Below are 23,560 nucleotides of genomic sequence, written 5' to 3'. Positions count from 1 at the left end.
GTCACCGGTACCCGGATATTCGAAAGTGAGGCCGAGGTGCAGCACAAGGCCGCAAACAGTACTGCTGGGGCGTTTTGATGAAGGTGGCACTGATCGCGTGTTGCGGGTCGAAGTTAAGCAGCCAGGCACCAGCGCACCAGCTCTATCAGAGCTCCCTATTTAAGAAGTCCCGGCAGTATGCGGAGACCTTCTGCGATGAGTTCGCGATACTGTCGGCGAAGCATGGGCTTGTCTTGGCAGACCAGCTGATTGATCCTTACGATGTCACCCTGAATGAGATGACGGCAGCGGGCAGACGCGAATGGGCGCGTCTTGTGATGGCGCAATTGAGGGACCGCTGGCCACTCTATCGTGAGCCCGTTCACTTCGTTTTCCTCGCGGGTGCGAACTATCGTGATAATTTGATGCGGATGTTGTTTGCTGCTAAGGACACAATCAGCACCACCTCTGTCCCCGTGGAGGTAAGTGTGCCGATGCAAGGCATGGCTATCGGGCGGCAGCTTCAATGGCTCGGCCAACAAATAAAGTTGTGTCCAAGCCCGTGAAGCTTGCTTCTGCGAGCAGTTGAACATTGGCCTAATCCGTCATTCAAGGAGAATCCGTGATGCATCCAGGACATATCGATATGGCTAGGCTTGCGCAGCTGCTCTTGCAGGCAGCTAGTCAACCTAAGAACGACAATGGGATGGTAATCAGTGCGCGTGGAGCTTTATCCATCGCCGCACGAGCGTTGCAAGAGATGGCGGAACCGCCGGACGATGGTGACGATCCGCAGGAGGTACACCAGGCTCGGCTAGAGTCAGCACAGCCACGTATGTCTGCACACTCATTGGAGACGTTTGAGAAGCATCTCGGAATGCTGAAGCAGGCTGTAGATGCAGGCGATCCGATGATCGTAGGCCAATTCTTCAACCTTTACGTTTTTGACTAGCGTCGGTATTTTCTCAATGAAATTTACTTTCTTCGACTTAAGGACTAGCTCGAAGCCGGCTGCGCTATCGATCCATCAGGGCAGTGAGGTTACCCTGCCTGCAGGTGTCCAAGTCCGGAGCACAAACCCCGCCAGAAAACAATACGTGACGAGAAGATCCCAAGTGGTGCGGGTTCATCATACCTTGGCTGGCCAATTCGTAAGTGTGCGCGAAGCCCTTGATGAGTTCGGGGACACTCTGGCCGCTCGCGGATTCGACCTAACCATTCTTCAGAGGTGGCGTCTTAAAAACGCCGCGGAGTACTATCACCTTATGGTCCAAATTGAAGAGCCACTAGTCTGCTGGGCTGGCAGCGGAGGCTACTGGTGTGAGGCAAAAATCCGCGACGTTCAAACTGCTTCAGCAGATAGGAACTGCGACGCTTTTAAAGAGATCGCCTAATTTTTTGGAGTAAGAACAGATGACAGATTCGGTAACGCCATTTTTGGACGCCCATAATGAGCTGCAGGAGGCTGCCTCATGTCTTTCGGACGCCTTGGTGATCGGTTGTACTGACATGGAGGACGCCCTTGAGGCCGGGCGCCACTCAATTGCAAGAGCAGTCGGATTCTTGCACGACGCTGCTTATGAGCTGGTTGAAGTAGGCGGTACTGAGCGCGGAGACGAATGGTGCGCCCATCACGAGGAGAAATTGCTACGGCAAGATGCCGCTGAAGCTGAGCAGCGCCTTCTCACCTTGTCCCACTCTCTATGTGGTGCCCCTGTTCCGATGGGAGCCGCCGCAAAGGATATCGTCACGCAGTTGAGGGAGGTGCTCTCGACCAACTATTCAATGCAGATTGCTGACGAGCAGCAATATGTAAATTCGTTTCCGGAGCCCGATTACTGACGATAGACAGCTATCTCCTTGGCGCCCTAGTTGCGGTGTGCGGCTTGGTTTATGAGCGGAAGTGCCGCATTACGGAGACAACTTAACCCAGAGGACAATGTATGAATGAAAGCAATTCTGCTGCTGAGCGGTTGGCTACCGAGATTCGAGCTTCATATCCCAGCCTATCGGTCTCGGTGATTGAAAAAGACGAGACTGCCTACGGCGATCAAGAGGACGTTCCCAACGAGCTGGTTGAGATTGCTGTCCGCGGCATCTCTGTCATCGATCCATATACATCAGAATGCACCTGCTTCGCAGTCGATCCTGAGGAGTACTACGGTATTCCGGAGGCTATAGCGAAGCGGATTTCCGAACACAACCGAGTCACCTACAGGTAACCGTAGGCGAGCGGAATAATCGAAGGCCCTTCAGGACATGTTCCTGGAGGGCTTATTATTTTGTGAACCGGTTTCACACTTGAGTGTGCATGTTGTTCATTTCGGTTGGCAAACAAACCAAACCCTCTGCAAAGGAATGACATGAAAATCAACGCAAAACGCATTAATCCACCTGGCAATCAGATCGATGATGCCATTCGTACGAAAGTACGGCTTTATGATAATGGCGGTAAGACGCTCGACCGCTATACATCGCTGTACCTCTTCGACCCAGTACGACCAGGCGCGTATGGATCCAGGTCGATGAACTCGCAACCTTACCAAGGCATCGGATGCTATGGCGAGGCCATGCCTGGTCGCCATCTTGGTCGCAGGGTGCAGCTAAACGACATGCCTGGCGATTGCCAGCGGTTGATTCGGTCGGATGTCTCGGCTTATTTGTCTGCAGTCCATTCGGCCGCTGCCTAACTTGCTGATTCAAACCCCTCTGTTCAAACAGAGGGGTTTTTGTCGTTCCGAACAAGGCTGTTGCAACGGGTGGTCGCTCTTGTGGGGGGTATGCGCCAGCAGGTACACTTGTGATCATTTTAACGATTCGGCAAGTTCTGATGAACAAATCCTCGACTCCGAGAATGACTGACCGGCACTACGATGATCTGGCAAGGGTCATCCGGCGGCTGGGCGGGATTCCTTCGGACGCCCAATTGAGTACGATGAGCGCGATGTTGCGCAGAGGGGCCTCCGTCGAAGAGGTGGTGCACCTGCAGCGGGATGGCGGGCAACCCCATACAGACAGAAAAAAGAAGCTATCCACTTTGAAGAGGCCATGCGTAGCTTGTCCTTGGAGAAAAAAGTCCTCTGCGCAAGACATACCAAATTTCGATATGGAGCTAGCTGAGCGACTATCTGATACCTGCCCGGATCAACAGGGCATGGGCCCCGATCCATCCAGTAGGTTATTTGCATGCCACCAATCAAAGGAAGGTGACGAGCTGGTATGTGCAGGATGGCTGGCCTCGGTTGGCGATGCACATCCGCTAATCCGACTCGCTGTTCTGCAAGATCGTCTTTCCCCTGAGTCGCTCCGTCCCCGCAAGAATTGGCCATCGCTGCATAGTACTTACGACGAAATGATGGAGAAGCTTCGTAGAACATGGAAGGACTCCGATGAATAACCCCGCCGACATTCTCGTAGAGGGCGATTGGGCACGCTCTCCCTGGTTAGCGGAGCTCATAAAGTTTGTTCGCGAGGTTTATCGGCTGCATACGTTCCTGCTGCATAAGGCCGATCTGAAAAACGTGGATGGCAGCTGCCTCTATGCTTCGCTTCTGTTGCAGCGCTCGTTAGTGGATTTCGTCCCAGAATGCCGTGCTCGTATCCGCGGTGGTGGAAGTGGCGACGGCGGCTGTAAAGATCGGGATGGCATATTGCGTGGTCATTACTGGGTGGAGGGAATTGGTCCTGAGGGGCTACAATTTATTGCGGACATCACTTCAGCGCAGTTTGGGCATGCTGAGATATTTCTCGGTACTGCAGCAAACGCGTCGTCGCGATACTTTGCCGGTGACGATGAGGTTGTTGCCAGCGCAGCGGCCCAGCTATTGGACGCTTGCTTAGCGGAGGCTGCACGTGACTGATACGCGAAACTGCAGCGCACGTAGTCTTAACGTTTTGGCGGTAGAGTTGCTCACGCGTGGAGCGGCGAGCATCGAGCCAAGATGCGATGCAGTGCCAATCGGAGCGAGGGTTCGATTCGAATTTCTGAAAAAGGGAGGTGAGTAGTGACCGTGTTCTTAGTGTCAGGTATGCCTGACAAGATGGAGAAGAGTAAGCGAAAGAAGCGCCGTGCTGCACGTGAGGCGGCTCTCAAGGCAGAAATTCCGCTGTCGTTTCTGGACGGGAAACATCCGGCCAAGGAAGACAGCAAACCTACCGAACCTAACAAAGCCAAGTAAGTAGTGGCCAGAGGCCGAAGGCGGACTTGGCCTCTGTTTGATCACGCGCCTGCACCTAGTGCGCTCGCACGTGCCGGATATGCAGCCTCCATCTCTCGCTCAAACTGACTTGCTTCAGCAGATACTTCTGCCAACGGCTTATCCTCATACGCCAATAGCCTTATCAGGCGCTCGTATCCAATTGCTTTGTCGGCGTTCCAATCACTTCGTGCGCGGGGCTTAAAGCGGTTGTCGATCGCAACACATAGGCCAGGGACGGCAGCGGCGATTATCAGTGCCTCGGATCCGCCAGTTTCAGAAACGACGCCGGGTTTGAGCGCAGCCAAAATAGTTGCGATAGCGGAACTGAAGATGGTGATGCCGTACAGGGCTTCGCTTCCCCACAGAAATGCTGTCTCCAGCCGGGATGCTGCTTTCGCCTTCTCTTGAAGGTCCTTAATCAGCTTCTCTTTTGCGATCTCCACGTCGTTTTGCATTCGTTATCTCCCTCATGGTTGTCGTTCATGATAAGTAATATAGCATCTTCGTTTCGGCTAGTACTGGCGCGGGTTTGAGCCGATTGTTCTTCTGTGTTGGGCACATCTTTTTTCACCCCCAAAGACCCTTATCCGCTTGCCTTTTCATTGCTCGTGCCGCACTATCTAGAGAGTGTTTTCGGACAGCTCAACGTGGACTGGTCGAATCAAAATGGCACATTTTTGGGAGCCAATGTATTGGGAATAGCACGTGAGCGAGTGGGGTATTCAGAATGACCGCTCCGCATTTGGAAAGGCACTTTTCCGTATGGATGGCAAGGCTGGATTCGTCCATATGGTTGGAGTGCGATGGCATGACACGCTGCCTATCGATGTTGCTGACGCGTTTGGCCGTTCCCCATCAAGTGCTGATTGGCCAGCTCACGGTACGCGGTGCGGTGACGCCCTTGCATTGGTGGATCCAGCTAGCAGACGGTCGTTTAATCGACCTACGCGCAAGGATGTGGCTTGGTGATTCTCAGGAGGTGCCGCATGGATTGTTCTCGCCTACGCCCCATGCGCTGTATCGCGCTACGAAAACACAGGTGGTTGAAATCGATCCGTGGCTGTTCCAGGTACTTTCCGGGCGGTCGATGGAAGACATTTTCTTAAGTTCAAATTTTTGAGGAGACTGATGGCTTCGATGCTTCGAAGGGCGGGTTCTACCATGCTCACTAAGGCGCAACAAACGGAAATTGTCCTTGGTCCCCAAGCGGCAGTCATTGCAGCTTTCATGGATAAGCTGCAGCGCCATGATGCGGCGCTTCTTTATCAGGCGTGCCACGTCGGACTGCTGCTTGCTCGTACCAACAAGCTTTACTACCACTACGCTAATTTCTTCTCGAAAGGTGTAGCTGCCTTGAATGCTTCGAGTGCGCGTGGCCGCGAGGAGGGCCTCCGCTATCTTTTTGATGTGGAAGAACTTTCTGCACTGTACGCAGTTCTGAAAAATCTCGAAAAGCTGTACAGCGTGTGTTCGGCGGCGCAAGTCCTTAAAGCCCTTGAGTCGGTCAAGGACATGGATGTCAGTCTTCAGTTCGAAGGGGGCATAGGGTTGCGCATCGCTAAGCCAACAGCCCAGGCAGTTGCGTACAGCTCCGAGTTCGCTGAGGTGTGAAGGGCTAACCGTAGCCGCACACGCGGCAGCATTTCTCCCCGCCTTCAAGGGCGCCGGCCTATAAATGGCGGGAAGTTCAGCGATGTCATTTGTTTGCCATGACAACACCGCTTTACCCCCTCGAAATTGATGGTCGAGCATGAAGGGGCCGCTAGCCAATCTCGCTCAGGCGAGCCTGGCAGATACGCCGGCGGGCCAGTCAGCGGAAACTAATTTGCACGTGCCAAAAATTGACCGCAGGTATTCCAGGATCAAGCGGCTTTTTTAAACAAGTTCTGCAGCTTGCACATCAGACCGGTGTCGGCAAATTCGCGGTGAACAGAGGGGTTTTTTCCGAACCTGATCTCATCACGTTTATTCCGCTTGATCGCAGTTCCTTTTGTGACATTCTTCAGGTCCCCAGAAATCATTAGGCTATTTTTCCCGTCACTGATCACAGTGATCAAGAGTGCGGGGACGAAGCGCCCATCCTTCCATTGAATGCGCTTAATTGTCTTGACTTGTCCTGTCGTAGAGAATTCTGGTACGTTTCGCCTACAAGAGTCGAGCGGAGCTTCGTGTCGCTCTCGGTTTGATTCTTCAGTACTTGTGGTGAATACCCCCAATTGCGTGCCGCAGAAGGACAGCGTGACGCCAGCCAGAAGGGCTAGCGCGCCAAAGAAGGGGCCAAAGGCTGGAAAAATGCTGGTGACTTGGTAGCCACCCAAGGAGCGCTCTGGCCCCAGATCTGCGAACAGTTGGGCTGCGGCTGCGATACTGCCAAATAACCCGTCTGCGGAGACCGTTAACAGAAGCGCGCCCAGTGACGCAAGAATTTTCCCAGGAATGCTGACGAATCGCTTCTGATGGATACGCTGAAGAAATCCAAATGTGATCAGCGCTAGTGCCAACCAATAAGCGTATTGGACGGAGTGCAAAAGGAATGCTTGCAAAAACATGGGGCCGGTCACGAAGAGTGAATAATGGAAAATCTGCCTATCTTGCTGTTAGACTAACATGATTAATTTAGGTGTTGTGACGGGCGCTTCAGATGACCACAAAACGCAAAACCAGCGCCACTCAAAGGGATTTCGGTGCGGAAGCCCTGGTGCAAGGGAAAGACTATGACATTCAGGTATCCCAGGACAAAGGGACTGTCTGGATACATGCGGCCGATGGCAGTTGCATCGGTCGATTTTCCAAACGCGCGGGACTTGACGTTCACAAGTCGGCCTCAGCTGTTATGGAAGGTGGTACGGAATGCCTGTACTGCACACATCGTCCCGCGGGTAAGGGTGATTGGGAGACCTTCTGCGAGCAAGTAATGTTTCATCATAAAGTTCCGGTACCGCTTGATTTGCTGGAGTGGAACTGATATGAAGCCAAGATCAAGCAAGATGGCCGCCCCGGTAGATAGGCCAGTCCTTCCATTGAGCCCTGCGGAGGCCGTCAGTTACCGCGACACTCTACGCGCGGCCAGGTACGCTACGCTCGCTGACTCCGAAGGGTTTGAAATCACATGCTTTGCAATTGAGGCATTGGGGATGCGACTCTCGGGAGTCGAGAGGACATTAGACGGCTATGAACCAAGGATCCGCGACCTCGCTAAGCACTCGATCACAATGACCTACCTTAGCCGGGATTTTCCAGGTCTGTTTAGCCCCTTTTTAGCACTGTATGTCCGTTTGATGCGTGCGCGAAATGATCGTTTTCACGTTGGCGCCTACGCGAGGCACGCAGCTGATGCTGCGATGGAGCTCGCTGTAGGTCTCGAAGAGGCACTGATGGCCCAGATACAAAACCCGTTAGTTGAGCACTTGATGGTCAAGGAGGTCGTCCAAGCCAAGCCTGAGCAACTAGTGGCGCAGGCTAGGATGATGATCCTTCGTGAGTCCTTCTCGTTTCTGCCGATCCATTTCAATGGAGCATGGCAGCTGCTGAGCGACTTTGCTCTGGCACGTTTCATCACCCGAAGCAAGGATCGAAAAGGTGATCTTGCGTTGACGATTGAGAGCGCCACGCAAAGAGCTCATGCTCCTTTGGAACTGATCCCGATACCAGACAGGGAACTGCTGCGTCCTGGAGCTCCGGTAGCCGGCCTGATCGCACGCTCTCAACTGGAAACCGGTCGGCCTTGGCTTTGGCTGGTTGTCGATCACGATAAAGCAGAGCAGTTGCTTGGCGTTCTCAGTCCCTTCGAGTTTTTATGATTACCTCTGCGTCTGCTGCGGGCGTTTCCGCCTCATTATCCGAAGATCCATCGGATCCATCTTTGTTGGTGCAGTTCGACCTCGCTGACGAACTGGATGGTGTGGCCAGCTCGCTGGGATGGAAGATATTGCAGTTAGACTCTTGCGGATGGCCGGCTGGCCAGTACGTGGTTCTCGCCATTCGAAAGGCCCTAGACCAGTCGCACATCGTGGTTGAGGCCTATGAAATACTCGGCTCGGGTCTTCAACCAGCACTAATCGTGAGAATGGAGGGGAAAAAAGATCCAAAGTATGTGGCGGTGACCGACGGTTATCTGCTGATCAAGGATAAGCGCATGAGACGGAAGGGCGTCGGAACCGCCTGCTTTAACGAAGTAATCTCTTGGGCGTTGACTCACCACGCAAATGAACGACTAAAGCCTATTCAGGTATTTGAGCATCTTGCGGCCGAATTTTCTCCCGATGCCAGGCACAAATGGTATCGTCAATTCGGGTTTGCCTTCACCTACGAGGATGGCCGGTCTCACCCTAAAGCACAGGGAGTATCTACTAACGAATACGTGAGGGAGCTAAAGTTGAGCAAGACGAAAGTGAGGCAACTGCCGCTTTTACAGTTTCTATCAGAATGCGAGAGCGCGGTGAAGTATGCGCAGCGTGATCGTGATGAGGCAGAGGATTATGTGGCGCGTCATCGCTTCAAGGTCAGGCTTTTGACATATGCGAATGTAGCGCTCATTGTGGCGCTAGCGGTAAGCCTGACGTTCCTCCACCTAAAAATTTAAATTTTCAATCTCATGAGAGCAGCCTGGGTAGGGTTGCGTTAGGACAGACAGATGACATGCTGCAGTTGGGAAACCTTTGAGGAGAGCTTTCTCTCTGCCTGGGATCGCGATCGCTCTAAACCGAGTAGGCTACTCATTGATTGGCGCCTTGCTAGGAGGGCGTGGAGCCAGTACCATTCTACAGGGGGTGAAGCAGCCTTTCCACAGCTGCGAGCCCTTCGGCAGGAAGCAGATTATCTCTGGGTTGCGTACGCTCGCCGAAGTGACGACGACGAAGGTGGTCTTCCGCGCTCAGAAGAACCCGTTAAGCCTGCGCCGATCCCCGCCTGAAAGCGCTTGCTTATGGTTTGCCATGTTGAACGGAGAGTGAGTAAAGATGACCGAACTCAAATACATTCCAATCGGAACTGGCGCGGACAGCGTCCGTGGTTCAGACCTGGCGGAAAATGTGGCACAAGAGAGCGTCACTGGTCGACCGGACATCTACGTTATCCGGCAAGAAGGTGAGGGTGGATATGCAGTTGTTTCCGGTGCCGCCCGTTTGACCGTTCAGCTTGCCCAGAATGGCGAGGCCTGGGTGGCGGACCGTTCTTCCGGAGAGGTGTTCTTGGTGCGACGTGCGGAGGATGGGAAAATCTTAAGGGCGTCTTCACGCCAAGGGAGTGGCCTGTCCAGGGGCCAACAGGATTTATTCCCGGAATCTAGAAGAGAGAAATCTGCGCCGTTGGCGTCTCAATGCCTTCCGGCAAGTCCGCGGTCGTCAAGAGCTGGCCCTCGTACCGTGGTAAAGCACGTAACTTTTCCAGGAAGGCTGCCTGCTTCAGCTTCTCCAGTTTCTGAAATATCCCGAAGTCGGCTTCTAGTGCGCTGAGCTTTTCGTTATTTACGACGATGATGAGTTGCGGTGCGGGAAAGGTGCGTCCACCAACGGTAATCGGATGCGAGATCGTCACGACCGATTTCTCATGCGTCGATGGCCAGATGGCTTTGGAATAGGCGCTAGTCATGCTTTTAGAGGGGGCAGTGAGTTGAGTAAATCGCAGCCTCGGCGGGTGCCAACCGGTGCATCACCGGAAGCGGGTCGAGGCCCAACTACTCCCCAGGATCGCCGAGTGTCAACCTCGATAGCATAAGATGCAAAATGTATTGAATCAATGCTTTTTGGGTTTATAAATTCATGTTAGAGTTCTTTCAAGCAATACAATGCTGATTTTTTATAGGATGAGTCAATGGAAGATATTCAAGAAATCCGCTTCAAAAGCCAATCACAAAGCTTCCGTGTCGCCGGTCATGCACCCGTAAAGGTCCTCACTGAGGTTCCGGGTTATAGCCCTGCGGCTTTCCTCGATGCGCTTCAGGAGCGATATGGGTTGAAGAACGATGCAGCTCTGTCGCGTGTTCTCGAAATGACGCCTGCACAGATCTCGAAAATCCGCAGCTGCACGCTGCCGCTGAATGCTAATGTGATCTTGCGCATTCACGAAGTCTTCAAACTTCCGGTCGAAGAAATCCGGAACATGATCTCCAAGGAAGGTGGAGTGCACGGGCTCTTCCATTGAGTGCGAACCTCACGCTGAAGCGAGTCCAAGAAGCTTCTTCTGTATCTCTATCGCGGCGCATCATCTTCCAAGGCCTGCTCCTTTTCTGGACGTTGTGCGCGATCGGCCTCAACCTATTCCTGTCAGTCCATTATCTGCGGTTGACGCGACCCCAGCTGTCGTTTTCCTCGCTCGGCTGGCTTTTGCTGTCCATATGGATCGGTTGCCGGTATTTCATCTTTCATCGGGAAAGATCTCCGCTAATCTCTGGCGCCGACGTTGCCCTTATCGCTGTGGGATGGGCGCTACTGGTGCCACAATGGCTATAAAGAGGGCTTGCAGAATGAGTCGTAAGCAATTTGTGTTCGCGGCCGTCATGATGGCGGTCGCCATAAGCGTCTGCGCCAAACCCGGCGGATCCTTTTCGGGTGGCCGTTCAAGTTCCGTTAGCTCGCCGTCTCGATCGTTCGCGACGCCGGCTCCTACCTCACGCTCTGCAACTGGTTCTTCGACACCACCGCGATCGCTACCAGCTTCTCCCGCAAGCCCCCCCAACCAGTCGGCGATGGCCGCTAGCCTAGAGCGGAGTGCTGCGCAACAGCGAGCGGTAAAAGTCTTCGATCAGCGCGCAGCATTAGCTGCCGGCGTTGGTGCTGGAGCGGTTATCGCTGGTGCTACGATTGCCAGCTCCGATCGTCCAGCGAAAGGTGTGGATTTGGGCGAGGCTGAATCTAAAACGGACGGTCTTCCCAACATCAAAGGGCAACATGCCGAATCACGCAGCCCGGCGCCACCCCCGAGTTCGGGGCAGCATGATGCAACCAAGACCGTCTATGTTGATTCGGGGCATAACAACAGCCTCTGGTGGTACATGATGGGGCGCAGTTCTGCAGTACCCCCAGCAGTTGTCGTGGAGACTAAAGAAGTGCCCCAGACGCCAGCCGTGGCCAGTGAGCTCGTTCAGCCGAGCAGCCCTGTGATCTCCGATTCCTGGGAGGAATCCGACGACGATACCGGCTGGTTGCCGCGCCTCATGTGGTGGTCAGTCTGGTGCGTTCTTGCTGTGCTAGCCCTGCAAGTGCTTCGTCGCGTTTTCAGTCAGGGCTGGGCCGGGAGTTCAGCTCAGCGTAAGCAAAATTACAAGCTCTAAGGAAGTCATGTCCTGGAAGAATGCATTTAGCTATCTTGCCCGCCTAAGTGGAAGGGGTAAGTCGCGAGATGAGGTTAGCGCAGATGCCGGCCTTCCGCTCGCTTTACGCATCGGAAGTATTGTCTCGATTAAGCCCGGCTACTACCTTGCCATTGATCAAAGAGCCACCTTAGTAAGGCCGCTGCCCGCCGCAGCAACCGTGAAAGCCATCAGTTCACTGAATATGAACATGGACTTACGGGTGCATCGTTTCTGGGTCGAAACAGGCGAATCCGGCGTAGCAGCGCAGTTTCTGCAGATTACTAGCGCGCTGGATGGCACACCCAAGGAAGCCTTCCTTTGCTCTCAGATCGCCAGGTATGTCCCGGTATCTGTTGAAGAGCAAGACATTTATACCGGTGCGAATCAACTTGGGCTTGGGGAGCGCGAGTTTTCTGTTCAACGAGATTCAATCGATCAGCGCTTTTACAGCGCAGATGAAATAGAGATCGCCTTCGCCGAAAGAGTTGACCTCATATTTCGTCGCGACGTTGGCGGATCTGAGAATTTTGTTGCTCCCTTCACCGGGATAGAAATTCGGATTGACGACAGCAGGGGGGAACGCGGTCTAGAGCAAAGTGTCTGGTTTATGCCCTACTTCCGCCAATTCCGCGGGATAAGTGAGCACTTATTTATCACCACTGCGAATTTAACGAGTCGAGACGGTCGGCCAGAACGCGAAGTGTATGTGGACTTTGTCGCTGGACTGCCAGTCCCTTTGACCGATCTTGTCGTTGTCTAAGGAAGAGCATGCAAGTCCCATATTTTGAGGTTGTAACGTGGTGGTCAATCGGCACCTACCTAATCGAGGTGCCATTTGGCGCATATACGGACCAAGCTACCGCTGTGGCTGCTGGCAAGAGAGCACGGCGGCTAGCGGTGGCGAACGATCAGGACGTACATGTGCTCGACGAGAACGGAAGGCCCATTGCTACGCCTGGACGAGCGTCCATAAGCGTATCTCGTCTTAAGCCCCAGTTTCGGGCGGTGAAGCATGCTATGCGCGAGCAATTTGAGCCGTCGAGTCTGCCGATTCTCTATCTGTTGTGGACGCTTGAATCACGATCGCTCAACCACCAGGGTACTTTGACGCGTCCGCTCGCGCTGTCTGGACACAAGTTGTTCAATTTTCTGCGGTAATCATCAGGAGGACTTTATGGGTAGTTGGAATTTGGTATCTCGCTTGCTGAAGAAGAACTTCGGCGCTCTGGGTGATAGGACGGCAGAGGCAATTGCTGCCTTTGACCCTGACACCGCTACGCAAGTGGATCGGGACGCACTCGTCGCAAAACTCAGGGAGGTAGGGGAGCGCATCCACGAGGCGCAGACCTCCTACAACAAGGAATTGAGCGAGGTGGAAACGCTGAAGGCGGCTATTGCGCGTGACGAGCACGTGTTGGCTGGCCTGGCGGAAAAGCTTGCATCGGGCGAGGTGAGCGAATCCGTTGCCACACAGTTTTGTGACGAGCTCGAACAGAATCGCGCTCGCTTGCCTGTTGAACTGGCGGAGGCAGAAGAAGCAAAGAAGCTGCTGGAGGAGTACCAGAGCCTCTTCGCAAAATGGCAAGAGCAGCTCCAGAGTTTCACACGAAATGCAGATGAGGCAAAACGACGTGTGGAGCTCGCCAGCGCACGCAACGACCTGGCCAGCCAAAAACTCGCAAACCAGCAGCAATTGAAGGAACTCGGTGCGCTGCACGTAACCAGCTCAGCAATTTCGGCGCTCAACAAACGTGCTGCGAAGATGGAAACCGAGACAGCGGGAATTAGCGCGGTCGTCGGCCTCGGTGAATCGGCGGCTCGCGATGCTGCCAATCTCCAGCAGCTACGTGACGCAGTGTCGGGTAAGGAATCTTTGGCCGAGCGGCTGAAGCGTTTGAGCACGCCGGCAGCGGCAACGAACTGATGGAAAGGGCAAAAGCAATGCCAAAACTGAGTTTTCACGAGCAGGTGGAGGACGCTCTGCAGAAGCGTCTAAAGGCCATGGGCTTTGTTCATGCGGGGAAGAATGTGTGTGCTGTTTTTGTCGATCATCATGATATGGATGATATTAACGACACGATATTGGCTTGCATGCGCCAGCAGCCCGACGAAGTCGTCGTTGTGGGGGCAACCAGCGTGGACTCTTCGTTACAGATGAGCATCGATCTACTGGTTTCGACCGGACACGGTGTGCGTTTCATGATGGATCGCAAGCTGCAGGCCTACGCAGGCAGCTGACGACTAACCCCGCTGGTATGCGATGTATGCCAGCGGTAACTCAAGATTGATATAGGCAATGAGGTTGAAGAAGAACGGACGGCCTCAAATAGACCAGACAAGCGCCGGAGACGCTATTCTCCGTTACCTGCTCACCAACGACTGCACTAGTACCCGCGCCACAGTACGTCTTTCGGCATTGGGCCGTATTGCATTCCCGGAATGCCGTTTTTTACGCCCGCAGGGCGCCGCATTTGCGGTTGCTAAAATCGTTCGCTCATTGCAAGATCGTGGATTGCTGAGTGCTGCCTATGGCGGTGGCTACTTTCTCACACGTGAGGGCGCTCGGTACCTCGCTATGTCCACTCTTTTCTAGCACCGATATGAATCTGGCTACAGCTATCTTGCTTGCTCTCTTTGTCCATGAGACTGACAAGGATCTGGGCGGGGCTCCGTATATTCTCCATGTCTTCTCGGTCATGCTAGGTGTGACGACAGTGGATGAAATGATAGTCGCGGTACTGCACGACGCTATGGAACACGGTGGGGTAGAGGTGATGATCTACTTGCTGATCTCTAAAGGCTGTGATCTACACATCATAGAAGCGCTGCTCGCCATCACCAGGTGCGAGGATGAGAGTTACGGCGAATATATCTCTCGGTGCGGTGTCAATCGTCTTGCGAGGAGAGTGAAGCTTGCGGACTTGGCGCATAACCTCGATATCGGTCGAATTTCAAATCCTACACCCGAAGACCGACGTAGATTGGCTAAGTATCAGAAAGCTACTCGGAAGCTGTTGGCGTACGAAGATTGATAGGAATGAAAATGTACGATGAACAATTCGCACTGGTTGAAGGCACAGTCGATTTTTTTGCGCCCGTGACGACCGATGCTATCGCACATCTCGTTGCGGAATACAATGCCAAGCGCGACGCCATTATTAAGCTCGCCCAGTTACTTAGCGGGGAGTACAGCCAAGCTTTGGGATATTTCTTGCAGGCCAGCGATCAGCGCAGTGAGTCCCTTCTCCGCACGCTGAACGTTGAGCGAACAATAGAAAGTCTAGATGCAGAATACTGGCGCAAGGCGCTGGCGCTGACTGATGTCATGAGTATCATGCCAGCCGAGCGCCGCAAGCAATGGAATGAGCAGATAATGCGCTGGCGCAACGAGCGTCCAGATCCGAAGACGCCGCCACTACCGGACTTTACTGATTCAGTCGTAAGGGATTTAATCGGGGACCTTCTAAGTAAGCGACCGCAGCTCTTTGCTGAACGTATCGATGGGCTGTTCAGGTCGTTGTCAGGAGATCACCTAACGAACGCACCGAGCGGCTTCAGTAAGCGAATGATTCTCAGTGGTTGCTTTAACGAGTACGGTCATGTCTCCGATAAGGCGGAGTTCATTTCAGACCTACGCGTGGTAATTGCAAAGTTTCGAGGCCAGGTTACCGAGTACCGCATAGACAGCAACGTTGTTTTGCGCCTGGCATACAAGCGACGTGGTGAATGGATTTCTGTTGACGGTGGTGCCTTCCGAATTCGGGCCTACCATGTCGGTACCGTTCATATCGAGATTCACCCTGAATTTGCATGGAGACTCAATCAGGCTCTAGCCACGCTATACCCTCAGGCCATCCCACCGCAATTTCGTCGCCGAAGTCCAAAGCCGCTCAAGAAACAGGAGCTTCTAAAGGTCCCTCTATCGTTTGATCTGCGAACTCTGCTAGGAAGAGTCAAGCATCACGAAAGACTGACTACGATTTACTGCCCACAGTCATGCGGCGAGGATCAGGTCTGGAAGCAGGCCGAGGCTATCTTGCTCTCGTTGGGCGGGGAACAGATATTCAAGAGCCCGCTGTTCTTCAGCTTTGACTACGATCCACTGCCAGTGATTCAGGAGATCGTCGTAACTGGTACCCTACCCGATAAGGTTTCGCATCAGTTTTATCCGACAAATGAGGTGTTAGCACGTCATGCCGTAGATCTTCTCGAAGCCGGAGATGAAGATGACGTCTTGGAGCCAAGTGCTGGGCAGGGCGGATTAGCAGAGTTTCTTCCGAAGGAAAAGGTTACATGCGTCGAAATCTCGAAGCTGCACTGTGTGATCTTGCGACAAAAAGGATATCTGAACGTCATTGAAGCAGATTTTCTCGAATGGGCCGACGGGCGGAAATGCACTTTCCCGCGTGTCCTTATGAATCCTCCCTATAAGAGTGGCCAGTGGCAGACGCACCTTTATGCCGCTGCCACGCTTCTTACAGCAGGTGGACGTCTCGTGGCGATTTTGCCCGCTTCTGCTAGGCGAGCTGCTATCCTACCGGCTGAATTTTCCCTTGAATGGCATGGGCCGTTTGAGAAGCAGTTTGATGATACCGGCGTCGCGGTGTGCCTTCTGGTTGCGGTGGCGCCGGCATAAATTCCCTTGGAGAGAGCGTGGATAATACCCGTGCCGATGTTTCGTTTGATATTTGGTGGCGCGAGGTCATTACCCTCTGGCGCCGAGCTGGGAAGATTCAATCGATTAAGGAAGCTACCTTACTCGATCTTTACACGGCCGGTCTATTGCCAGCGGAAGCTTTGAATCGCCTGCTCGAAGCACGGCAGGGTGGCGCGGATGATTTTCAACAGTAAGGATTGGTGGACGTCGCAAGGGAAAGCAATTCGGTAGTGCTTTCTAAGGGGCACAATTGGGCGGATTGTAAAAGATGGATTTACATGGCATTAGGACCAAGCTACAAGCTGAGATTGACTCGGGACAACTCGCTACCAAGCAACAGCTGCTGGACCGTGTAGTGCAGCTTGGTCTGGTGGTGACGAGAAATGGGCGAGAGTACCTGGGTCTACTTGCACCTGACGGCAAGCGGTTTAGAGTACGCTTCGCGTTCGGGAGCAACGTGCCGCCACACGATTCTCGCAGTACTCACGTGCATGGAAGGCCGCCTGCTATGCCGGACGCGCTAGGTATTGGTTTTAGCACGTACTGGATCTATGCGATTATTGCCCATAGTCCTCGCAGTGTCCGCAAGGCCTGTTACATTGGGCAGACTGTCAATCCTAAGCGGCGCTTCAGGGAGCACTTGCGTCGCCGGGACCTTGGGAAAGCGTCATCAGCGCTCTTTGATTGGGCTGCCGGTGAGGGCGCTGAGATCCGAGTGGCGGTGCTCTTGCGGATCGATCGCGCCTCCCAGCAAGAAGCGTCTCGGCAGGAGGGGCAGTGGTTGAAGTTGGCCGCGGCCAGCGGATACGAAACTCCAAGATCAGAAAGCTGGGGGCGGCGTCCAAGCCTAGATGAGATGCCTGGACAGCCGACCGAATGGCCGATACTGGAGATAACAAATGCGTCCCGGCCTTTAAGTGAGGTGGTTGCACAAGATAGGTTGCCGCCGGCGTTATATCAACAGCTTCCGGGATTTGGCATCCAGCCGACTGATGCTATCACTAGACTGGATACACCTTGGGGGGGGGCGTCGGTCGTGGGAAGTTCAACTTTCGATAAGGGACTAGAGATATGATGGAATTCCCCTCGTTGCTGACCTGTGCTTCCACAGGTGACATGCCGTCTGGCTTCTTGGCATTTTTTGGGGACTATGGTTCTGCTCCATCTGCGATGCTGGTATTGACCGGGATTCTTGTCATGGCCTATTCGAAGCCAAAAACAACTTGCTTCCTGTGTGGCCAGTTGACGATGAATGTCGCGGCGCTGCTCGCTATCGCGCCCGTGCTAAATATGATTACTGTAGCCATGTTTGGCATGCCGCTGAACTGTGACGATCAAAGAATAGCTCAAGCGCTGCACTACGGACACATCCTTGCGTGGATAGCATCGCTGGCGGTTTGCATCGGGCTTGTTGTTACCGTCTTAGAGCTGCTTTTTGTGTCAGGTAAACGCTCTGTTCGTGGCTAGGACGGGAAAATGGGCCCTGCAGTCGGAATGTTCCACCTCTAGAGAGGCGACTAATAGATGAAGAAAGCGCCTTATGATCCTGTCACTCTTCGCGTAAGTTGGGCGACTTCTGCTCCACCGGCGGTAGTGCCTGGGGACGAGTTCAAAACCTCAACCGGTCGCCGGTATCTAGTGCTCCGCATTCGCGGAAAGCAGCACCATTGCTTGGTCCTACCGGACGATGCCCCCGTGGAAGGGCGACAGTGGTGCCTCACTTGGAATTGCCGGCGGAGAAAATAAACAGGCGGACCGTCGCTGGTGAATTTAACAAAACGCGAATTCCGTCTTTGGTTTTCGCGTTTTGTGTTTTAAAATCTCTGTCATAGATAGCAGTATCTTTTGTCGCCCCACGAGAAGGATCTCATGAATGAAGAACCCCACCTTACCGATTTCGTTCGAATGCAGTGAAGGCTTTTCAATAGGGTGGTCCTTCGCAGATGTTTGGCTTCGCCAAGGTGGGTCACCAGATGCGGAGAGTCCTGATGGCCATACGGATGACTGGTATTCTGGCTTCTTTGCACGTTGCAATGAGGCTAAGCCAAGGAAAGATCATCAGATTGGGCAGACGGTTTGATCGCTACCCTGCCAATTGTCGAGTATGCCGGCTCCATTCTGCTGTTACACGAATCGGCTGCTGCTGTAGAGGAATCGGCTGCTGAACTGCATTTGCTGGGTAGTCATGCCCGAAAGCTAATTGAACAATGCGTCGAGCAGACGTCTCTCAAGCGGACGAAGCTATCCAAAGCGGCAGAAGCGCTTGACCACGCCGGCTTTATCAAGGTGGTCGAAAGTGAGGCGTGTTTCGACCGTTCTTATACACTAAGCGCCACCCTGGTTGGCGAAGAAGCGCTTTTGGCGCTAGAGCACCTCGAAACAACGGGTGTCTTCGTTCGTCAGCGGAAAGCTGGGTAGGACAGATTTAAGTAGGTAGGACACAAAGACACAAAGGATTTTCATGGAAAGCCGTGTTGTACCACCCTTGGGCGATGCAAAAGGCAAGAGCGCTTCCGAACCCCAGCGGGCGAAAAAGGCAAAAGTCACTGCCAAGATGGAGCTGGAGTTCCAGACTCTTCTCGCGACTAAGGGCGATCGCTTTCGACGTTCGGACCTAGCCAAGCTGCTCAGGCCCTTCACTAACCCGCGCAGTCTCCAAGTGGCAGATGAGCTTGCAGGCATCATCATGGCTAAGGCACGGAAGGATGGCGTCATTGTGAGTGCGGGTTCGGTCTTGTGGAAGGTGGCCACGCGAAGCCGCAGAACCAAAGCCGGCCGTCCGTTGGTGGAGTTGGAAGTGCCCGTCGATATCAAAGTCACCACCAAGGTTCCTGAGAAGTGGTTCGCTCTGGATGCGGAGACGGCCGATCTTTGGGTCGCAGATAGGGCGGGTAAGCTCGCGCGAGCATCGAAAGCCCAAATTGAAGAGGCAATTGAGCTCCTCAAATCGAGATAGACCGAGGCCCTCTGAATGACTGGTGAAGAATTCAACGTTGCGTTAACGGCGGCCGGCTACTCAAAAGAAGCGTTCGCCGAAAAAATGAACGTACATCCCTCGACAATCTATCGCTTGTGTGAATCCTCGGCAGTCGCTGTGAAGTGGCAGTATGCACTCGCTGGACTGGCCTGTTCGCGGAAGTCGCTTAGACCTCCGAAAGTGGAGGGCGATTTGTTGAAGTTGTTGGAACAGCGAACAAGGACTCAGTTGAAAAACTCACCTTGGTACAAGACGGCACCAGCCCCTGATAAGCGAATGGGGCTCGAACTTGATCTTAACGCGGTAGAGCAACGCGATGTTCGTATTCTCGTAGGCGATGTCGACGCGGGCTCTTGCCAAAGGACCTTCGTCAGGGGAAGTATTGCATTGGGCAAGCGACGAGCCGAGATCCTGGTCGCAATAGACTTCGCTTCGGATGGCATCATTGTTAATGAAAGATAACGGGCTACTTGGCTTCCGCCTATGACAAACCCCAAAGATCATTGTAAGCATCATTCGACCAAAATGATGAGTGTGAAACAGGCGGATGCGGACCATCTAGTGGTCAGTGCTGTTGGTCGAACATGGGTCAACCGCCGTACCCCGTGCACTCAGTGTCCCTGGAGAAAGGATGCGGACGGCGTTTTCTCCCCGGAAGCATTCCGTGAATCGGCAGCAACGGCATATGACCAATCGACTGAAACCTTCGGCTGCCATGACTCCGGTATTCACCGACCGGCAGTCTGTGCGGGTTTCTTGCTTCGCGGTGCTGAGAATAACAGGACGGTCCGACTTGCCAAAGCATTCGGCATCTACGACGGACAGGTCGAGGACGCCGGACTGGAGTTGCACGAGAGCTACCGCGCAATGGCTGTTGCGAACGGAGTTGATCCTGATGACTCTGCCCTGCAAGACTGCAGGGATTAAATAAGTGAGCTGATTTAAGCATGAGAAGAATTGATGAAGATGATTTCGTTGTGGCGTACCGAGGACGTGTCGAATCCAGAGGCTTTGGAGCCAGTCTAGGGGTGGCCTTCTTGTCTCGTTCCGGTGCCTCAGTCATGCACCTTGCGGCAACACACGGTACTACTGCCTTGTTCTTCCAAATCATAGAATCCCAGCTTGCGCTGGCAGAACGGAGAAGTATCATAGCCGTCGCCTTCGGAGGCCGCAGATCGGCCCGCGGCGAATTTCCGGAAAGAGATGCGAGCGCTGGACGCGAATGGGTATGTGGGGAGCTGCGAAGGCTCGAATTTGGAGGTATTTCTGCCAATTGGTGCCCGGATCGCTCCGACGCAATCCAGAGCGTCGTTGTCTCACCAGCACAGCGCGAGATCATCTTGGCCACAGAGTTTCATAGCAGTGGAGAAGGCCATCTGGTGCAACGATTCAAGTAGCTATCGGGCCGCTGTTTAATAGGAGATTTTGCTTTGGTACATGTGATTGATAACGGCTCGTTAAGACCATTGGTCACGGACAACGGCTGGACGCCACAGCTGGTAGGCGATACTTTTTGTTCGCCAAACTGCGGCTCCCGATGTACGAAGGAAGATTTCGATACCGCCACCGCACTGGCCCAATCAATCGTCGCAAACCTGGGCGCAGGATGGGAACCGCATGTCTGGGAGAATCTCGGGTGGCACGGCGATGCTAGAAGAGGGGAGTCGCGGGTCAGCTTGTTGCCCGACGGCCGTTATGCCGCCACAGTGTCGCTATCGAAGGCCAATACGCCATTGGCCAACATCACAGCATCCTCAGGATCACCAGAGTCCGCGTTAGCAGCTGCTGTTAATCAGCTGGAGTCACTGGTGGCAGTGCTCCAGCGTGCGCTCACGGGACTTGCGCCCGAATCAAAAAATATCGAAGACGTTGTCCTGGTAGCGGACCAGGTGGACTAAACACACGGACGGTCAGAATGGTGAATGTATTGGAAAAAATAGCCAGTGGGTTCCTGGGCTGGAGATCGAAGGTGAATTGCGAAGACTTTGCCGATGATTCCGGGGCGCACTCGCACGCCTGGTCGATTAGCGCTAGATTGGCCGCCTTGCCACCAGACTATGCCGACCAGGTTCCACCGGTAGTGGCGCAGTTGATTGAAGAGGCGAAGCAACTGCATCCAAGCATGATTTCTGGAGCGAACGAACGTGACCGAAATGGAGACTCGTCCAAAGTATGGAGGGGTGGGTTTGGGGCGGCCTAACCACCCGGCCCCGCGGGGATCTAGAATGTAGATCCGCACGCCGTTAACGCGCTATTCCAGCCAACTCTTTTTGATTTCCGCTGGAGACTTTGCAAACGCGGCCTCTAGCCGGGCGGAAACTGAATCTAGGGCGAGGGGGAGTACGGTGGCCGAAAACTTTGCCGCTTCCTCAAATGGCAGAGCGTTCTCATCTGCTCTTACTTCTACTGAAATGCCGCTGGTAAGCCGCTTCATCTTCACAACAAATCCCGTAGAAGAAATTAAGGCTAGATCAAAAGCCGTATCCTCAATAAATGGCCTACCAGCTCCAACGAAGTCTAGCAGCCCATCACCCCGAACTCTTCTGCCCCAACCAATTATGGTCTCACCCGGCTCAGTGGCCGCGGTAGCAACGTGAATATTGCACACGGCCTCATCCGGCCACTGACGACCCCAGCACTCGATCTGCTTCACTTGCTCAGGAAGAAAAACCTTACCGACGAGCTTAGCCGCCAATTTATCGCTTCTCTCCGTTTGTGGCGCGGTGTATTGATCTTCGCTGCAAGCGACCACAGCAGCGGCGGAAAAAAAGATGCACGCCAAATGAAAAAGTCTCATATTTCCTCGTTTTTAATACAAAATGTATTGAAATAGCATTTTCAGCGCATTATTGATACGTGTTATTATCTTACGCCTGATGAGCCAGGGCAAGCAGCGCCCCGGTTTAATGAGGATGCTGTTTCTCAGGGCATTCGCGAATTTCATAGGAATATTTCATGAGTATCGGAAACAAGCTTTTGCCCCTGTGCGCCGGCTTACTGATCGGCGGCGGTGGGTTCAGCGTCGCCGCGATGGTGGCCGCATACGGATTTCTTCATGTCTTGCCTCCAATGGCTACATTTTTCAATATGGCCCTGCCGGAGTTCGTCGCGAAAATCGATGCCGGCTACTGGGGTGCGATGGGTGCGATTGCTGGGATGGCGTGCGCCGGCGTAATGTTCCTCGTGGTGCGCATGCGTGCTCGTAAATGGCTCGGCTGAAGCAGAAGAGGGCATTACCCTTTGTGGGAAAACATGTAATGTCGGTGGCGACGAACATTTGAAAGAGCGCAACACCGGATTGTCGAACGTGCAGTGCTATCGGCAGTAGATCGCCATCAAGAAGGGAGCAGGCTATGTGTAATAAGCATCGGCTGACGCCGATTCCTGGAAGTGAAGTCACGCTCCGCGTTCGCCGGGGCAGGCGTATTGTTCGGTATGAACGACGACAGGACTTCATCTGTCCGACCTGCAAGGAAAAGGTCAGTCGGGTAGTTGGCCAGCCCTAACCAATTATCGAACATGCGAATTCATCGACTGATTGCCGGCCTGCTGTACGCCGCTATACTTTCTTGCACTACAGCGGATGCACGTGGGCTGTTCACGTACCTGCTTGAACATGAGCCGAGCCGGGCCAAGACAGAATATCGACCCAAGTCGCTGCACAGGGATGAGGCGCTAGCTCTATATAGCCCTCGCCAGCAGCAGCCAGGCTTTTCCAGCTGCGTGGATCTGTTCCCAGGTTCTAGGCCGTTGGATCCTGGTATCGTTCCGGGAAAGTTAAGGCCACTGAGCTTGTGCTCGGACCAGTTCGCGGTGCTTTATTCTCAAACAAGCAAGACGCCGCTGATCGTGGTTGAGCGTCTGACATCTGTGCAGTTGCGACAAGCCAGACAGCAAGAGCGTACCAACGCATTTTTCCCTGATCCTCGTATTCCTGCTTCCAGCCGAGCCGAACTTGCGGACTTCAAAGATCAATCAGGCATAGATCGTGGGCATCAAGCTCCGGCAGGGGATGCCGGCTCCGAGCGTGCAATGGCGCAGTCATTCGCGCTCAGCAATATGGTCGCTCAGGACTCAAATAATAATCGTGGGCCCTGGAACACAGTAGAATCCGACGTGCGCAAATTTGTGCTTCGAGCACGTGGCAATGTTTTTGTCTACACGGGGCCGCTGTTTTTGGGCGATCATGCAAACGGTAACGTCACAATCGGGCGTAGTGTGTGGGTCCCGAGCCATCTGTTTAAATTAGTCTACGACGAGGCATCTGGCCGGTCGTGGGCGTACATCTTGCCGAACGCGGCGTCGTCAGTCGAGCGCCCCGTGGACTATGCTACCTTCGTCGCCCGAACCGGCTGGCGTGTTCTCGATGGCCTATCCGTGACCGGTTCTTTGCGGTGACAGCAAGCAATGGGTAAGTTACGGCAAGCAAAGGCCCCCACTCACGCTGAGCTATGTTC

General features: G+C 53.8%; 32 protein-coding genes. 28 read left to right on the top strand and 4 right to left on the bottom strand.

All coding sequences use genetic code 11. From position 1 onward, the window contains the following. The first annotated feature begins 77 nt into the window (after positions 1-77). The 8 genes from ACLRDN_RS25505 (at position 78) to ACLRDN_RS25470 (ending at position 4,157) form a co-directional block, all read left to right on the top strand. Positions 78-545 carry a DUF6884 domain-containing protein gene (locus tag ACLRDN_RS25505; RefSeq protein ID WP_413460663.1) on the top strand — a complete coding sequence of 156 codons (468 nt, stop codon included), beginning with the start codon at positions 78-80 and terminating at the stop codon, positions 543-545. 59 nt (positions 546-604) lie between these two features. Then, complete coding sequence (locus ACLRDN_RS25500) at positions 605-931, top strand: hypothetical protein (RefSeq protein WP_413460662.1); 327 nt, start codon at positions 605-607, stop codon at positions 929-931. 461 nt (positions 932-1,392) lie between these two features. After that, a complete protein-coding gene (locus ACLRDN_RS25495) occupies positions 1,393-1,821 on the top strand; it encodes a hypothetical protein (protein ID WP_413460661.1) in 429 nt (142 codons plus the stop codon). A 101-nt stretch (positions 1,822-1,922) separates the two neighbouring features. Continuing rightward, entirely contained in the window at positions 1,923-2,201 is a 279-nt protein-coding gene (locus ACLRDN_RS25490; RefSeq protein ID WP_413460660.1) for a hypothetical protein, read from the top strand. A gap of 141 nt (positions 2,202-2,342) precedes the next feature. Further along, the gene (locus tag ACLRDN_RS25485; protein ID WP_413460659.1) at positions 2,343-2,669 is read left to right on the top strand and encodes a hypothetical protein; all 327 of its coding nucleotides are present in this window, start codon (positions 2,343-2,345) and stop codon (positions 2,667-2,669) included. Between the two features lie 140 nt (positions 2,670-2,809). After that, complete coding sequence (locus ACLRDN_RS25480) at positions 2,810-3,376, top strand: DUF6283 family protein (protein ID WP_413460658.1); 567 nt, start codon at positions 2,810-2,812, stop codon at positions 3,374-3,376. Beyond that, positions 3,369-3,839: a hypothetical protein gene (locus ACLRDN_RS25475; protein ID WP_413460657.1), complete on the top strand. Its 471-nt coding sequence runs from the start codon at positions 3,369-3,371 to the stop codon at positions 3,837-3,839. The genes ACLRDN_RS25480 and ACLRDN_RS25475 overlap by 8 nt, the downstream gene beginning before the upstream one ends. Before the next feature lie 168 nt (positions 3,840-4,007). Continuing rightward, entirely contained in the window at positions 4,008-4,157 is a 150-nt protein-coding gene (locus tag ACLRDN_RS25470; protein WP_413460656.1) for a hypothetical protein, read from the top strand. A 41-nt stretch (positions 4,158-4,198) separates the two neighbouring features. Here the strand turns inward: ACLRDN_RS25470 and ACLRDN_RS25465 are convergent, their stop codons facing one another. Next, positions 4,199-4,633, bottom strand: a complete 435-nt coding sequence (locus ACLRDN_RS25465; RefSeq protein ID WP_413460655.1) for a hypothetical protein — start codon at positions 4,631-4,633, stop codon at positions 4,199-4,201. A gap of 353 nt (positions 4,634-4,986) precedes the next feature. Here ACLRDN_RS25465 and ACLRDN_RS25460 point away from each other — a divergent pair, with 353 nt between their 5' ends. Beyond that, on the top strand, positions 4,987-5,298 hold the full coding sequence (locus tag ACLRDN_RS25460; protein ID WP_413460654.1) for a hypothetical protein: 312 nt from the start codon (positions 4,987-4,989) through the stop codon (positions 5,296-5,298). Between the two features lie 8 nt (positions 5,299-5,306). Then, entirely contained in the window at positions 5,307-5,789 is a 483-nt protein-coding gene (locus ACLRDN_RS25455) for a hypothetical protein (RefSeq protein WP_413460653.1), read from the top strand. 251 nt (positions 5,790-6,040) lie between these two features. Here the strand turns inward: ACLRDN_RS25455 and ACLRDN_RS25450 are convergent, their stop codons facing one another. Next, on the bottom strand, positions 6,041-6,727 hold the full coding sequence (locus tag ACLRDN_RS25450; protein WP_413460652.1) for a hypothetical protein: 687 nt from the start codon (positions 6,725-6,727) through the stop codon (positions 6,041-6,043). A gap of 92 nt (positions 6,728-6,819) precedes the next feature. Here ACLRDN_RS25450 and ACLRDN_RS25445 point away from each other — a divergent pair, with 92 nt between their 5' ends. The 3 genes from ACLRDN_RS25445 to ACLRDN_RS25435 all read left to right on the top strand — a co-directional run bounded on the left by ACLRDN_RS25445 (position 6,820) and on the right by ACLRDN_RS25435 (position 8,760). Further along, the gene (locus ACLRDN_RS25445; protein ID WP_413460651.1) at positions 6,820-7,143 is read left to right on the top strand and encodes a hypothetical protein; all 324 of its coding nucleotides are present in this window, start codon (positions 6,820-6,822) and stop codon (positions 7,141-7,143) included. A 247-nt stretch (positions 7,144-7,390) separates the two neighbouring features. Further along, positions 7,391-7,978 carry a hypothetical protein gene (locus tag ACLRDN_RS25440; protein ID WP_413460650.1) on the top strand — a complete coding sequence of 196 codons (588 nt, stop codon included), beginning with the start codon at positions 7,391-7,393 and terminating at the stop codon, positions 7,976-7,978. After that, positions 7,975-8,760: a hypothetical protein gene (locus ACLRDN_RS25435; protein ID WP_413460649.1), complete on the top strand. Its 786-nt coding sequence runs from the start codon at positions 7,975-7,977 to the stop codon at positions 8,758-8,760. The genes ACLRDN_RS25440 and ACLRDN_RS25435 overlap by 4 nt, the downstream gene beginning before the upstream one ends. 701 nt (positions 8,761-9,461) lie before the next feature. On the opposite strand, the gene ACLRDN_RS25430 is transcribed toward ACLRDN_RS25435, so the two are convergent. Next, entirely contained in the window at positions 9,462-9,767 is a 306-nt protein-coding gene (locus ACLRDN_RS25430; RefSeq protein WP_413460648.1) for a hypothetical protein, read from the bottom strand. Positions 9,768-9,989: 222 nt separating this feature from the next. On the opposite strand from ACLRDN_RS25430, the gene ACLRDN_RS25425 reads away from it, so the two are divergent. The 13 genes from ACLRDN_RS25425 (at position 9,990) to ACLRDN_RS25365 (ending at position 20,030) form a co-directional block, all read left to right on the top strand. After that, positions 9,990-10,319 (top strand): hypothetical protein, encoded by a 330-nt coding sequence (locus tag ACLRDN_RS25425; RefSeq protein WP_413460647.1) that lies wholly within the window; start codon positions 9,990-9,992, stop codon positions 10,317-10,319. 1,136 nt (positions 10,320-11,455) lie between these two features. Further along, positions 11,456-12,229: a hypothetical protein gene (locus ACLRDN_RS25420; protein ID WP_413460646.1), complete on the top strand. Its 774-nt coding sequence runs from the start codon at positions 11,456-11,458 to the stop codon at positions 12,227-12,229. A 441-nt stretch (positions 12,230-12,670) separates the two neighbouring features. Beyond that, entirely contained in the window at positions 12,671-13,393 is a 723-nt protein-coding gene (locus ACLRDN_RS25415) for a hypothetical protein (protein WP_413460645.1), read from the top strand. A 17-nt stretch (positions 13,394-13,410) separates the two neighbouring features. Then, a complete protein-coding gene (locus tag ACLRDN_RS25410; protein ID WP_413460644.1) occupies positions 13,411-13,707 on the top strand; it encodes a hypothetical protein in 297 nt (98 codons plus the stop codon). Positions 13,708-14,069: 362 nt separating this feature from the next. Next, positions 14,070-14,501 (top strand): hypothetical protein, encoded by a 432-nt coding sequence (locus tag ACLRDN_RS25405; protein ID WP_413460643.1) that lies wholly within the window; start codon positions 14,070-14,072, stop codon positions 14,499-14,501. A gap of 11 nt (positions 14,502-14,512) precedes the next feature. Beyond that, entirely contained in the window at positions 14,513-16,105 is a 1,593-nt protein-coding gene (locus tag ACLRDN_RS25400) for a DUF4942 domain-containing protein (RefSeq protein WP_413460642.1), read from the top strand. A 17-nt stretch (positions 16,106-16,122) separates the two neighbouring features. Further along, positions 16,123-16,320 carry a hypothetical protein gene (locus ACLRDN_RS25395; protein WP_413460641.1) on the top strand — a complete coding sequence of 66 codons (198 nt, stop codon included), beginning with the start codon at positions 16,123-16,125 and terminating at the stop codon, positions 16,318-16,320. A gap of 74 nt (positions 16,321-16,394) precedes the next feature. Beyond that, the gene (locus tag ACLRDN_RS25390) at positions 16,395-17,201 is read left to right on the top strand and encodes a GIY-YIG nuclease family protein (RefSeq protein ID WP_413460640.1); all 807 of its coding nucleotides are present in this window, start codon (positions 16,395-16,397) and stop codon (positions 17,199-17,201) included. After that, entirely contained in the window at positions 17,198-17,593 is a 396-nt protein-coding gene (locus tag ACLRDN_RS25385) for a hypothetical protein (protein ID WP_413460639.1), read from the top strand. The genes ACLRDN_RS25390 and ACLRDN_RS25385 overlap by 4 nt, the downstream gene beginning before the upstream one ends. Positions 17,594-18,202: 609 nt before the next feature. Next, the gene (locus ACLRDN_RS25380) at positions 18,203-18,544 is read left to right on the top strand and encodes a hypothetical protein (RefSeq protein ID WP_413460638.1); all 342 of its coding nucleotides are present in this window, start codon (positions 18,203-18,205) and stop codon (positions 18,542-18,544) included. 43 nt (positions 18,545-18,587) lie between these two features. After that, on the top strand, positions 18,588-19,082 hold the full coding sequence (locus ACLRDN_RS25375) for a hypothetical protein (RefSeq protein ID WP_413460637.1): 495 nt from the start codon (positions 18,588-18,590) through the stop codon (positions 19,080-19,082). A 15-nt stretch (positions 19,083-19,097) separates the two neighbouring features. After that, positions 19,098-19,565 (top strand): hypothetical protein, encoded by a 468-nt coding sequence (locus tag ACLRDN_RS25370; protein WP_413460636.1) that lies wholly within the window; start codon positions 19,098-19,100, stop codon positions 19,563-19,565. Positions 19,566-19,586: 21 nt separating this feature from the next. After that, positions 19,587-20,030: a DUF6283 family protein gene (locus tag ACLRDN_RS25365; RefSeq protein WP_413460635.1), complete on the top strand. Its 444-nt coding sequence runs from the start codon at positions 19,587-19,589 to the stop codon at positions 20,028-20,030. 1,324 nt (positions 20,031-21,354) lie between these two features. Here ACLRDN_RS25365 and ACLRDN_RS25360 read toward each other — a convergent pair. Beyond that, on the bottom strand, positions 21,355-21,900 hold the full coding sequence (locus ACLRDN_RS25360) for a hypothetical protein (protein WP_413460634.1): 546 nt from the start codon (positions 21,898-21,900) through the stop codon (positions 21,355-21,357). Positions 21,901-22,058: 158 nt separating this feature from the next. Between ACLRDN_RS25360 and ACLRDN_RS25355 the strand changes: the two genes are divergently transcribed. Together ACLRDN_RS25355 and ACLRDN_RS25350 are read left to right on the top strand one after the other, a co-directional pair. Continuing rightward, a complete protein-coding gene (locus ACLRDN_RS25355) occupies positions 22,059-22,322 on the top strand; it encodes a hypothetical protein (RefSeq protein WP_413460633.1) in 264 nt (87 codons plus the stop codon). A 300-nt stretch (positions 22,323-22,622) separates the two neighbouring features. Further along, positions 22,623-23,501: a DNA/RNA non-specific endonuclease gene (locus ACLRDN_RS25350; protein ID WP_413460632.1), complete on the top strand. Its 879-nt coding sequence runs from the start codon at positions 22,623-22,625 to the stop codon at positions 23,499-23,501. Positions 23,502-23,560: the final 59 nt, after the last annotated feature.

Origin of the sequence: Herbaspirillum huttiense, from assembly GCF_047300815.1 — a bacterium.
GTDB classification, from domain to species: Bacteria; Pseudomonadota; Gammaproteobacteria; order Burkholderiales; family Burkholderiaceae_D; genus Herbaspirillum; species Herbaspirillum huttiense_A.
The sequence above is the reverse complement of the archived record's forward strand: the minus strand, read 5'-3'. Positions and strand labels throughout refer to the sequence as shown.